Source organism: Photobacterium sp. 53610 (assembly GCF_036409375.1).
In the GTDB taxonomy this organism is placed as follows: Bacteria; Pseudomonadota; Gammaproteobacteria; order Enterobacterales; family Vibrionaceae; genus Photobacterium.
In genome coordinates this window covers 281,907-294,680 of sequence record NZ_JAXOFS010000004.1, presented here as the reverse complement: position 1 = coordinate 294,680, position 12,774 = coordinate 281,907, and the positions used below count along the sequence as shown (strand labels likewise).

Genomic DNA, 12,774 nt, shown 5'->3' with positions numbered 1-12,774 from the left:
ATGTTTGCTTTCAGTCTCTCAGGAGAGTCTTACTTCTTGATGCGCAGAACTGGGGTTTCGCCAACAGTCACGGCACCGGACAGTTTGCTCAGCTCTTTGATTTCATCCATGTTAGAAATCACAACCGGGGTCAGCGTAGATTTTGCTTTTTCTTCCAGTACAGCCAGATCAAACTCAATGATAGTGTCACCCACTTTCACGGTTTGGCCTTCTTCTGCGACACGGGTAAAGCCTTCGCCTTTCAGTTCAACAGTATCAATACCGAAGTGTACGAACAGCTCTACACCGTCATCAGACTCGATAGAGAACGCGTGGTTGGTTTCAAAGATCTTACCGATAGTACCGTTAACCGGGGCAACCATTTTGTTACCGGCAGGTTTGATAGCGATGCCATCACCAACGATTTTCTCAGCAAAGACAACATCAGGCACGTCTTCGATATTGACGATTTCGCCTGAAAGTGGGGCGATGATTTCAATCGCGCCTGCTTCATTGGTGTCGTCAGAAACCAGTTTCTTCAATTTGTCAAACAGACCCATAGCGTTGCTCCTAAGCGTTGTTATTCTATCTGCTGCTATCTTAGCAGATGGTTTTTTCTGCGATAAATGTCTCTACGTGTGCTTCGATTTCAGCAGCTGTCGGAAGAGCAAGGGCTTGCTCAGCCATCAGTTTTACATCAGCAAAGTTACTGTTACGAATCACTTTCTTGATACGTGGAATAGAAATCGCACTCATGCTGAACTCATCCAGACCCATACCAAGCAACAGCAGGGTTGCACGTTCATCACCGGCTAACTCACCACACATGCCAGTCCATTTGCCTTCCTTGTGGGAGGCATCAATTACTTGCTTGATGACGGTCAGTACCGCTGGTGACATCGGGTTATACAGATGAGAAATCAGTTCGTTACCACGGTCAACAGCCAGAGTATACTGGGTTAAGTCGTTTGTACCAATGCTAAAGAAGTCAACTTCTTTGGCCAGGTGGTGCGCAATTGCAGCGGCTGCCGGTGTTTCAACCATGACGCCGACTTCAATGCTGTCGTCAAATGCCAAACCTTCTTCACGCAGTTCTGCTTTGTAGGTTTCCAGCTCGTTTTTCAGTTCACGGATTTCTTCAACCGAGATAATCATCGGGAACATGATACGCAATTTACCATGCGCAGATGCTCGCAGAATCGCACGAAGTTGAGCGCGCAGGATGTCACGGCGATCCAGGCTGATACGTACGGCACGCCAGCCCAGGAATGGGTTCATTTCTTTTGGCAGATCCATGTATGGCAGATCTTTATCGCCACCAATGTCCATGGTACGAATAATGACCGCCTGGCCCTGCATGGCTTCCGCCACGTCTTTGTATGCCTGATACTGTTCGTCTTCTGTCGGCAGTGCATCACGGTCCATGAACAGGAACTCGGTGCGGTACAGGCCAACACCTTCACCGCCGTTGCGGTTCACGCCATCACAGTCTTTCACGGTACCAATGTTACCGCAGACTTCGACTTGATGGCCGTCCAGCGTAATAGCCGGCAGGTCTTTCAGTTTGGCCAGTTCATCTTTTTCGGCCTGGAATTCATCGCGAATGGCTTTGAACTTCGCCATTTCACCATCAGTCGGGTTGATGACGATCTGGTTGTTGATCGCATCCAGAACCAGCATGTCGCCGTTCTGTACCTGCTTGGTGATGTCGTTCGTACCCACAATCGCAGGCAGCTCCAGTGAACGTGCCATGATTGAGGTGTGTGAGGTACGGCCACCGATGTCGGTGATAAAACCTAACACATAATTCAGGTTGATCTGTGCTGTTTCAGACGGAGTCAGATCGTTGGCCACCAGAATAACTTCTTCATTGATGGCACTCAGGTTGACGATATTGATACCCAGCGCATTTTTGACGAAACGGTTACCGATATCACGGATATCCGTTGCACGCTCTTTCAGGTATTCATCATCCAGCGATTCCAGCGTCATTGCCTGCTCTTCAATCACTGAATAAATAGCGTAGGCTGCTCTCGCTTTGTTTTCTTTAATGAAGGCTATGATTTCCTCTTCAAGCTCTTCATCTTCGAGCAACATGATGTGGCCTTCAAAGATAGCTTCCTTTTCTTCACCGAAGGTTGCTCTTGCTTTTTCTTTGATAACTTCGAGTTGTTCAGAAGATTTCTGACGCGCATTGAAGAAGCACTCAATTTCTTTTTCGATCTGATCGCCAGAAACTGGTGACTTATCAAGAGTAATCTCTTCTTCCTGCAGTAGCAGCGCTTTACCAAAAGCGATACCAGGAGATGCCAGGATACCTGAAATCATAGCCTTACCTTAAAATTAACAAACAACTAGTAGGGAATTTTTGTACTGCGGCTGATTAGTGCAGTTGATCCATCAGGGCAACCAGGTGGTCAACAGCTTCTTGTGCTTGCGCACCTTCAGCAGAAATAGTTACCACAGTGCCTTTGACCAGGCCCAGTGTTTGCAGTTTGAACAGGCTTTTTGCACTTGCGCTTTTACCGTTAGAAGTAACAGTGATGTCTGCGTCAAAACCTTTTGCTTCTTTCACGAACTGCGCAGCAGGACGAGTGTGTAGGCCGTTTTCTGCAGTAATCTCAACTTGCTTCTGATACATTTTTCACCCCGATTCTTGATATCGTCTAATGTAATAATCACGCAACTGAAGGTAAGCTTAATCCCAATAGCGAAAGCTTGCTAATTTAGGTGTTTAATTTCACATTCATTTACATTGATTTAGTGTTGTTCTGGGTCCCATTCTAAGTGGTTTATCACCCAGCAAACATCGACCAGGTCAATTTTTGCCCCTTTATTTCGATGCTGAAAATAAAAGCGTGGTCGGATTTATATTAAAGGTAAGGTCAAAAAGCAATAAAAAAGCCCCCGTTGGGGGGCTTGACATTAACAATTGCTTATCAAAAATGGCAATTTTGTGATCACTGTTGGGTTTCTTTTTCGGTAAAGATGCCAGCAAACAGTGCAGTCGATAAGTAGCGCTCACCTGAGCTTGGTAGCACAACAACAATGTTCTTTCCTGCGAACTCCGGACGTTCCGCCATGCGGTTGGCAGCAACGACTGCCGCACCGGAAGAGATACCAGCCAGGATGCCTTCTTCTTCCATCAGACGGCGAGCCATTTCGATGGCATCTTCAGAGCTGACACGCTCAACTTCGTCGATCAGTGTCAGATCCAGGTTGCCAGGAATGAAACCAGCACCGATACCCTGAATTTTATGCGGGGCCGGTTTGATTTCTTCACCGTTCAGCGCCTGGGTAATGACAGGAGATTCAACCGGCTCAACGGCAACTGTCGTAATGGCTTTTCCTTTCTGCTGCTTGATATAGCGGCTGACGCCAGTCAGCGTACCACCGGTACCGACACCGGAAACGAAAACATCGATTTCACCATCCGTTGCATCCCACAGCTCAGGACCAGTCGTTTTTTCGTGGATTTCAGGGTTTGCCGGGTTGTCAAACTGCTGCAGCAGCAGGTACTTATCCGGATTAGATGCAACGATTTCTTCTGCCTTTTCAATGGCACCTTTCATGCCTTTTGGCGCTTCGGTCAGAACAAGGTTGGCACCCAGTGCTTTGAGTAGTTTACGACGCTCCAGGCTCATACTCTCTGGCATGGTCAGGGTCAGCTTGTACCCACGGGCTGCGGCAACAAATGCCAGAGCAATCCCTGTGTTACCACTGGTTGGTTCTACCAGTTCCACACCTTGTTTCAGGACGCCACGTTTTTCTGCATCCCAGATCATGTTGGCACCGATACGGCATTTCACACTGAAACTAGGGTTACGGGATTCAACTTTGGCCAGAACATTGCCTTTGCTGACACGGTTCAGGCGAACCAGCGGGGTATTACCAATTGTCAGAGAATTATCTTCGTAAATCTTACTCATGCTTGTCGTTCCTTGGTGACACGTTATCAACAGATGATAGACCAAGCATAATCGCTGACTGCATATTGAAAAGTAATTTATTGTTATATCTTAGAGTTATAAGAAAAGGTGTGAACCGGGCCACCGATTTTGTCGTCAGGCCGCCAGAGAACGGAATCCGGGCGTTGTCAGAAGAATAAAGAAAGAGGCGGTCAATCCGCCTCTGTTGTTACCGGCATTGCCGGGGATGAAGGATTCTGACGGGGTCAGAGACTCATCATGGGTTTTCGGTAGTGATCCACCCACATGGCGGTCGCACCGCAGACGGCAACCGGCATGACGAACAGGTTCAGAATCGGGGTCATGGTACACAGCATCACCAGGCTGCCAAAACTCAGGGACTTGCCCCGATACTGTTTCAGCGCGTCCCGCATGGTAATAAAAGGAACCTTGTGATTATCGAACGGGTAATCGACATATTGGATGGTCATCATCCAGGCACTGAACAGAAACCACAGTACGGGCCCAAGTGTCTGACCGATTGCCGGGATCCACAGTAAAATGAGCAGTCCGATTGCTTTGGGCAGGTAATATTTGAGTTTGACCCACTCGCGATGCAGGATGCGGGGTAAGTCTTTCAGCATATCTTTCAGCCCGCTGTCCGGTGGTGCTTCACCGGTTAATTTGGCTTCCAGATGCTCAGCCAGAAGCCCATTGAATGGCGCGGCAATCCAGTTTGCGATGGTACTGAAAAAATAAGAGAGCACCACCAGCAGCGCAATCGCCAGCAGCGGCCACAGCAGATAAGACAACCAGTCCAGCCAGCCAGGCAAGCCTTCCATCCAGCTGGTAATCCAGTCATTCAGTCGTGTCAGGACAAAACCAAAAGCAGCGCCAAAAAGCAGTATGTTGACCAGTAATGGAATGATGACAAAACGGCGGGTTCCCGGCTGCATCGCCAGAGAAACGCCACGGAAAAAATATCCCGCACCGCCGATCGGGGTGGTATTTAAAGCAGTATTTGGCATTGCCAGTCTCCTCAAAAACGATCCTGTTGTCGTGTGTACAGGCGACAGGATATTGATGCAGGCATAGTAACGGTTTCTGTTGGGTGTGATCAATCTGCCGTCATAGACCCGGCAAGCCGCAGATGCCAGTTCATTGATGGAATTTTGTGCTCGGATGCACTATATGACATCAATCACAACTTTGAACTTCTCTTTGGGATTTGAGTTTTGATACATTAGGACAATACCTTCACGAGACAGGCTGTCAGGACAACAAAACAGATCCTGGTTACAGCAAAAATGTCTCAGGTGTGGCACGCTTAGTGGGGTCTGTCCCTGAAGCCAAGCGTTTCAGATTGGTCAGATACACAGTTTCAGGCCGACTTTGTCAGGTAAAACAAGTTATTCAGAGTACTCATAATGCAGGAATTGCGTCTGGTTCTAATTATTGTCGGAGTGCTGGCTATCTCTGCACTTCTGTTGCACGGATTGTGGTCGAGCCGGAAGGACAAGCCCGCCAAGTTTGGTGAAAAACCAATTGGTCGTCTGGACGAAGGCAAGACAAAAGACAACGAAGGGTTCGATCAGGACGGTATCGGTTCCGTCAGGGTCATCGCGAATGGCGGGGAACCGGAAGCGCCTGCCAAGCGCCCGGCACGTAAAGAGCCAGAATTGCACTTTGGTGATGAACTGGCAATTGATCCTTTATTTGACGCGCCGGCGACACCGGCTGCACCCGTGGCGGAAGAACGTCGCGGCGAGATATCTCAGGACTCGCAACCTGAGGTGACCGCTTCGGTACAGACATCGGCTTCTGTGGAAGAAGCTGTACTGGAAACGGTCATCCCTGAGGTTGAGGTCCAGGCAGAAGCGGAAGTGATTCAGCAAGCGCCCCAGTCGGAGCCGCAGTTTGTGTCTGCAGACTCTCCGGTATCGGAGCAGGCGATTTTGCCGCAGAATGAAGAGGTACAAGTTGAAGCAGCACAACAAGTTTCAGAGGTGCCACTCGCTGAGCCTGAAGCGCCTGTTGAAGAAGTGAAACTTGAGCCGGACTTTCTGGTGCTGAATGTACATGCGCGTGGTGGCGAAATGTTAACCGGTGTGAAGCTGTTCCAGTGTCTGGAAAGGCATCACCTGATTTATGGTGAAAACTCTGTTTATCACCGCCATGCTGATTTAGCCGGAACGGGTCCAGTTCTTTTCACGGTGGCTAATATGGTGAGTCCGGGATACTTCCCTCAGGACCAGCTGGATGAGTTTGCCACGCCTGGGGTTGCGTTCTACCTGATGCTGCCTTGTCATGGCCGTGCAGATGACAATTTTAATCTGATGCTGCAGACCGTTCAGCGGATTGCGGATGACATGGGCGCAGATATTCTGGACCATGAGCGTAATCTGATTACGCCGCAGCGCTTGAAAGCCTACCGGGAAAAAGCCAAACAGTACCTGTGATGGTGCCGTTTCGCAGTGAATATGTTTTAGGGCCCCTGATTGGGGCCCTAAATGTTGAGAGTGAAGAATCAGAAAAATCGGGTCTTGTGTCTGCCAACTGCTGTCAAAGTGTTCAGGGCGGTATTTCAGGAACAATACCCGATGGTTTTTGCGACAAGAATTGATGTAGGAAAAAAGAATGACAGACATCCAAGCAAGGCTGGCATCTCTGCGTGAACAGCTCACCTATCACGGCTATCTCTATTATGTAGAAGATAATCCGGAGGTTCCGGATGCTGAGTATGATCGCCTGATGCAGGAATTACTGAAGCTGGAAGCGGCGCACCCGGAACTGATCACGCCTGACTCACCGAGTCAGCGTGTCGGAGGCGAGCCGCTGGCGGCATTTACTCAGGTGAGTCATGAAATACCGATGCTGTCTCTGGACAATGCATTTTCCGATGACGATCTCACGAACTTCAACCGTCGTCTGACCGAGCGGCTGGCTGCTGCAGCTGAAGTCTCTTACTGTTGTGAGCCTAAACTGGATGGTCTGGCTGTCAGTCTGATGTATGAAAATGGTGTCCTCGTACAGGCAGCCACACGGGGCGACGGCACTACCGGTGAAAACATTACCGCAAATGTGAAAACCATTCGTGCCATTCCGCTGAAACTGAGGGGAGAGGGCTGGCCGGTTCGTCTGGAAGTACGGGGTGAGGTGTTCATGCCCAAGCAGGGGTTTGATGACCTGAATGCTCGTGCTCTGAAAAAAGGCGAGAAGACATTTGCGAACCCGCGCAATGCTGCGGCAGGTAGTTTACGCCAGCTGGACCCGCGTATTACCGCAACGCGTCCTCTGAGTTTTTACGCTTATTCGGTTGGTGTTGTGGAAGGGGCGGAACTGGCAGGCAGCCAGTATGAGCGGCTCTGTCAGCTGAAAGGCTGGGGGCTGCCCATGTGTCCGGAAACACGCCTGTTACACAGTCTGGAGGAGGTCATTGCTTTCTATCAGGGGATTGGCGAAAAGCGTCAGCAACTGAGTTATGAAATCGATGGTGTCGTGATTAAGGTTGATGACATCGCCCAGCAGCAGCAACTGGGATTCGTCGCCAGAGCACCGCGATGGGCAATTGCGTATAAGTTCCCGGCTCAGGAAGAGATGACGGTACTGAATCATGTTGAGTTCCAGGTTGGCCGGACGGGGGCGATCACGCCAGTGGCAAAGCTGGAGCCGGTTTCTGTGGGCGGCGTGACAGTCAGTAACGCGACCCTGCACAACGCTGACGAAATTGCCCGTCTGGGTGTCATGATTGGTGATACGGTGATTATCCGCCGGGCCGGTGATGTCATCCCTCAGGTTGTTTCTGTTGTGATGTCCCGGCGGCCGGAAGGGGCTCTGCCCATTGAATTCCCGTCTGAGTGTCCGGTGTGCCAGTCTGCTGTGGAGCGTGTGGAAGGCGAAGCCGTTGCCCGGTGTTCGGGCGGACTGATTTGTCAGGCACAGCGGAAAGAAGCCCTGAAACACTTTGTGTCGCGCAAAGCATTGGATGTGGATGGCTGCGGGACAAAAGTGATCGAACAGCTGGTCGATAAAGAGATGGTTGCTACCCCGGCCGACCTGTTCAAGCTTTCAGCCGGAAAGCTGACAGGACTGGAGCGTATGGGACCGAAATCAGCACAAAAGCTGGTCGATGCTTTTCAGGCGGCGCGAACCACAACACTGCCACGATTCCTGTATTCGCTGGGCATTCGTGAGGTGGGCGAAGCTACCGCCGCGAACCTGGCCAATCATTTCCTGACCCTGGAAGCGGTGATGGCAGCGACCGAAGAACAGTTGATTGAAGTACCGGATGTCGGCTCTGTCGTGGCGGCACATGTTTATAATTTCTTCCGTGAAGCACATAACCGGGATGTGATTACAGATTTGCTGGCTCAGGTGATCCACTGGCCGGAAATTGAAAAACCTTCAGAGGACGTGGTGTTGCCTCTGGCTGGAAAAGTGGTGGTGCTGACCGGCACTCTGTCTCAGCTCAGTCGTTCAGATGCCAAAGCGGCGCTTCAGGCGATGGGAGCCAAAGTGACCGGCAGCGTTTCTAAAAAAACGGATTTACTGGTTGCCGGTGAAGCGGCTGGTTCTAAACTGGCAAAAGCGCAGGAGCTGGGCATTGAGATTTGGGATGAATCTGAACTGCTGGCACAGCTGAAAAACTGAACCTTTTTTCTTGCCGAAAAACGCCCCAAAGCCCGTCAAACTGCTGACGGGCTTTTTTGTGTCTGTCGGAAAGAACACTTTTTTTTCTTCGTGTTTACCTGATAGGGGCGGATTCATTTTTAATTTCATTTGTGAATATAAAAATGAATTGATATGACAGAAAAAACATAAGTAGCAGTATCTTACATTGGAATGCAATCAATGTTGTAACATGCAGAAAAGTACAATCAAGATCTCACTAATAATAACAATGTTTTTTTAACTGACTGTATTTAATGGTTTTATCCTCTTAATTGAAAGCGATTTAATGGAATCATGACTAGGATCACTGATACTGGATAAATTTGCACTGAATCATATTTTTTTAATAGAAAATTAACTTTCTGATTGATGTTTTTCGCTGCGAAAGTAGTCTTATCCCTGAACTGATTCAGTTCTCAACCAAACAAAAAATATGATTGCCAAACTCACAACAAGTTTGACTGACATATTGGGGAGAAAGACCTGACGTCAACGGCGGCCAACCTTTTTGACGCAGGTATTCAGCTAGTTTTTAGGAGTTTTCCATGGGTAATGTGTTTAAGCGTTCCGTATTAGGTCTTGCGGTTGCTGCCGCGGCGGTTGCAACTGCAACTTCTGCTCAGGCTGCACCAGCAACTGATACTGTTGATCTGTATGGTCAGGTGGCGGTGTCTGTCTGGCAATATGGTGAAGATAAATTTAAAGATGACAGCGGCAAAGCAGGTGATGCTCCGCTGAAAGTTGAAAACGAATCCCGTTTTGGTCTGCGCGGCTCAAAAGAGCTGGCTCGTGGTCCAAACCTGATCTGGCAGCTGGAAGGCGGTAACGTTGGTGATGACGGTACCGGTTCAGGTCTGGGTGTCCGCGATACTTACGTTGGTGCAAGTTTCAGTGATGGCAGCCGTGTCCGTCTGGGACGTATGCTGACCCCATTATACGAAGTGATTGACTGGCCGTATTCAGGTCAGCGCGCGGGTGCAATCTTCGATTGGGGCGGTGACGTTGTTGGTGGTGCACGTTATGACCGCCAATCGAACATGGTTCGTTTTGACTCAGGGAACTACAGCGGCTTCACATTCAATGTTGCAGCTGGCCGGGGAACTGAAAAAGATAAAGATTCAAACTTCTATGGTGTCGGCGCTCATTACTCTACCGGCCTGTTTACACTGCATGCGGCCTATGAGATGGGGACTGACCGAACTGTCAGCGCATCTTCAACTTTCTACCGTGCATGGTTGGCTCAGCAGGGCGGCAATCCACCAACATTTGAAAAAGTGGAAGGCGAGACGAAGTCAGATACCGACGCATACCTGTTGGGCTTTGAGTTGAATCTCGGTGACTTTGGCCTCTATGGTGCGTATAAGCATGAAGCGGCTGACTATGAAGATGGCTCATTTAAGGTTGATGGTGCAGAAACAACCTTTACGGACATGGATATTGATCAGGGCAGTTACTCTGTTGGTGTGGTTTACAATGGTGTAGAAAACTGGCAGTTCAAGGCGAACTACGCTGCGAACCTGGAAGCAGATGTGAAAGGCAAATCTTTCTCAGGCAGTGAAGACTATATCGTTTCAACAAACGTGACGTACTTCCTGGATGACTCTGCGATTACTTACTTACGCCCATACATGATCTCGAAAGATGATTCAGACGCTGAGTTTGGTTGGGGATGGGGTGTAGAGTACTACTTCTAATCACTTAGCGACTGCTGCCTTTTTCATTTGACCGGCTGATCAGGCCGGTCCTTTTCCTTTGCCGGTATGGCAAATGTGAGTCAGGAAACCTTCAATTTTCAAGGAACCAGATTGATAAAAAAAGTACCCTCATGGGTACTTTTTTGTTTTTGGCGTCAAATATAGGTAAAGAGCCCCATTAGTTCATATTTTGAATGGCCCAGCTCAGAAAAGCTTTTCGGGTTTCAGGGCTGGCCTGATGAAACCAGTATTGCAGCATCTCTTCCGCTTCCGGATTGTCGGCAACAAGATTTGTTTGGTTGTCTGTATTTGCCGGTTTTGGGATGTGCCTGATTGAAGCGATGCTCTCTGTCCGGTTGTACTCTTTGGTCAGTTGGACAAAATCTGGTGAAAGGGTAAACCCAACGGCTAATTTGTCTGATTTTACTTTCAAAGGATGCCCCTGATTCAAAATGCTGAAATCGGGGGATTTGTCATATGCCTGGCCCTGCGCCAGTGTGTCTATTTTCGGGACTTCAAGCGTAAGTGTTGTGTCTTTGGCGTCGAACAGCGCAATGAGAGGCACTGAATCGTATTTGGTCTTCAGACTGCCAGATTCCATGACAATTTTGCCGATACGGAAAACCACCTGATTCTGACCGTTAGGTAAGGCCAGTACTGGCTGATGATTAAAACCGAGTGAAGAGTAGCCGGCATCCTGTTCATTCACTACCAGTAGATGAACGCCTTTGGGCAGTTCAAGACTGACCTGTGCGATGGCCGGTGTGGTGCATGCCAGCAGTGCTGACGACAGGAGTAAATTCTTTATTTTCATTGAGGCAATCCTTTAGCGCCTGCGGGAATCTGCTTATTCATTTGTAAAAATACAGTTTACTGGAGCAATCTGCATGGTAAAGCAGTAAAAGGATCAACTTGAAGGAATCTGAACCAGGTCACTCTCGCTCGCCTGACTTGCAGGCGACTTGCAACGCAGATATCAATCGCAGGTTGAGGATTGCCGCGTCAGTGGTAGAATGCCGCTATTGCAGACTGCGTAAAGTCATGCATCAGCTTACGCCTTTCGTTTGAATCATTTGTTTGAAGGTCTTTTCATGACGGTTAAAACTCGTTTTGCTCCGAGCCCAACAGGCTTCCTGCACGTTGGTGGTGCCCGTACTGCGTTGTATTCCTGGTTGTATGCCAAACACACCGGCGGTGAATTTGTGCTGCGGATTGAAGATACGGATCTGGAGCGTTCAACCCAGGAAGCCATCGATGCCATTATGGAAGGCATGGAGTGGCTGGGTCTGAACTGGGATGAAGGTCCTTACTATCAGACAAAACGATTTGACCGTTATAACCAACTGATCGATCAGTTGCTGGCGGAAGATAAAGCCTACAAATGCTATTGCCCGAAAGATCTGCTGGATGAGATCCGTGAAGAGCAGATGGCTGCAGGTCTGAAACCACGTTATGACGCGAACCATCCTCGGATTATTGAAGCCAATGCAGCTGCGACTGAAGCGTCTCCTTTCGTGATTCGTTTCCGGAACCCGAAAGAGGGCAGCGTGGTGTTTGACGACCACATTCGCGGCCGTATCGAAATCAGCAACAGCGAACTGGATGACCTGATCATTCGCCGTACCGATGGCAGCCCGACGTATAACTTCTGTGTTGTTGTGGATGACTGGGACATGGAAATTACCCATGTCGTTCGTGGTGAAGATCATATCAACAATACGCCTCGTCAGATTAACATCTACAAGGCGTTGGGTGCGCCGGTGCCTGAATTTGCTCACTGTGCCATGATTCTTGGCGATGATGGTGCCAAGTTGTCAAAACGTCACGGTGCCGTGAGCGTGATGCAGTATCGTGATGATGGTTATCTGCCGGAAGCGCTGCTGAACTATCTGGTTCGTCTGGGCTGGTCTCATGGCGATCAGGAAATCTTCACGCAAGAAGAGATGATCAATCTGTTCAGCCTGGACGATATCAGCAAGTCGGCTTCTGCGTTCAATACCGATAAACTGCGCTGGCTGAATAACCACTATATTAAGACCTCAGCAGCTGAGTATGTGGCGAAGCACCTGCAGTGGCATCTGGACCATCAGGGCATCGACACAACAGGGGGCCCTGCTGTCACTGAAGTGATCAAGTTACTGGCTGAGCGCAGTGATACGCTGGTTGAGCTGGCAGCACAGTCTCGCTACTTCTTTGAAGATTTCTCTGCATTCGATGAAGCGGCTGCGAAGAAACACCTGCGTCCGGTTGCCAAAGAAGCATTGGAGTTGGCTAAACAGAAAGCCGAAGCACTGGCAGACTGGAATACAGAATCTCTGCATCAGCTCATTCAGCAAACTTGTGAAGAGCTGGATCTGGGCATGGGTAAAGTCGGAATGCCGCTGCGTGTTGCCGTAACGGGTCAGGGTCAGTCACCATCGGTCGATGCTGTGATGAACCTGGTTGGTCAGGCTCGTGTGATCGCACGTATTCAGATGGCTCTGGACTTTATTGCGCAGCGTGAAGCTAACGCCTGAGTGATA

At 49.3% G+C, this 12,774-nt stretch carries 10 protein-coding genes; 4 read left to right on the top strand and 6 right to left on the bottom strand.

All coding sequences use genetic code 11. The features are described 5' to 3' along the window. Positions 1–29: 29 nt before the first annotated feature. The 5 genes from crr to cysZ all read right to left on the bottom strand — a co-directional run bounded on the left by crr (position 30) and on the right by cysZ (position 4,915). Entirely contained in the window at positions 30–539 is a 510-nt protein-coding gene (gene crr / locus SPK40_RS13535) for a PTS glucose transporter subunit IIA (protein WP_036748389.1), read from the bottom strand. Between the two features lie 40 nt (positions 540–579). After that, the gene (gene ptsI, locus SPK40_RS13530) at positions 580–2,307 is read right to left on the bottom strand and encodes a phosphoenolpyruvate-protein phosphotransferase PtsI (RefSeq protein ID WP_330960784.1); all 1,728 of its coding nucleotides are present in this window, start codon (positions 2,305–2,307) and stop codon (positions 580–582) included. A 55-nt stretch (positions 2,308–2,362) separates the two neighbouring features. After that, a complete protein-coding gene (locus SPK40_RS13525; protein ID WP_248143552.1) occupies positions 2,363–2,620 on the bottom strand; it encodes an HPr family phosphocarrier protein in 258 nt (85 codons plus the stop codon). A gap of 319 nt (positions 2,621–2,939) precedes the next feature. Continuing rightward, positions 2,940–3,908: a cysteine synthase A gene (gene cysK, locus SPK40_RS13520; RefSeq protein WP_248143553.1), complete on the bottom strand. Its 969-nt coding sequence runs from the start codon at positions 3,906–3,908 to the stop codon at positions 2,940–2,942. Between the two features lie 245 nt (positions 3,909–4,153). After that, the gene (gene cysZ, locus SPK40_RS13515) at positions 4,154–4,915 is read right to left on the bottom strand and encodes a sulfate transporter CysZ (RefSeq protein WP_330960783.1); all 762 of its coding nucleotides are present in this window, start codon (positions 4,913–4,915) and stop codon (positions 4,154–4,156) included. A gap of 399 nt (positions 4,916–5,314) precedes the next feature. On the opposite strand from cysZ, the gene zipA reads away from it, so the two are divergent. The 3 genes from zipA to SPK40_RS13500 all read left to right on the top strand — a co-directional run bounded on the left by zipA (position 5,315) and on the right by SPK40_RS13500 (position 10,252). After that, complete coding sequence (gene zipA / locus SPK40_RS13510) at positions 5,315–6,346, top strand: cell division protein ZipA (protein WP_330960782.1); 1,032 nt, start codon at positions 5,315–5,317, stop codon at positions 6,344–6,346. Between the two features lie 178 nt (positions 6,347–6,524). After that, a complete protein-coding gene (ligA, locus tag SPK40_RS13505; RefSeq protein WP_330960781.1) occupies positions 6,525–8,537 on the top strand; it encodes an NAD-dependent DNA ligase LigA in 2,013 nt (670 codons plus the stop codon). Positions 8,538–9,103: 566 nt separating this feature from the next. Beyond that, positions 9,104–10,252, top strand: a complete 1,149-nt coding sequence (locus tag SPK40_RS13500) for a porin (RefSeq protein WP_248143559.1) — start codon at positions 9,104–9,106, stop codon at positions 10,250–10,252. A 178-nt stretch (positions 10,253–10,430) separates the two neighbouring features. Here the strand turns inward: SPK40_RS13500 and SPK40_RS13495 are convergent, their stop codons facing one another. Beyond that, the gene (locus SPK40_RS13495) at positions 10,431–11,066 is read right to left on the bottom strand and encodes a YccT family protein (RefSeq protein WP_248143560.1); all 636 of its coding nucleotides are present in this window, start codon (positions 11,064–11,066) and stop codon (positions 10,431–10,433) included. A gap of 277 nt (positions 11,067–11,343) precedes the next feature. On the opposite strand from SPK40_RS13495, the gene gltX reads away from it, so the two are divergent. Beyond that, positions 11,344–12,768: a glutamate--tRNA ligase gene (gene gltX, locus SPK40_RS13490; RefSeq protein WP_330960780.1), complete on the top strand. Its 1,425-nt coding sequence runs from the start codon at positions 11,344–11,346 to the stop codon at positions 12,766–12,768. The last annotated feature ends 6 nt before the right edge of the window (positions 12,769–12,774 follow it).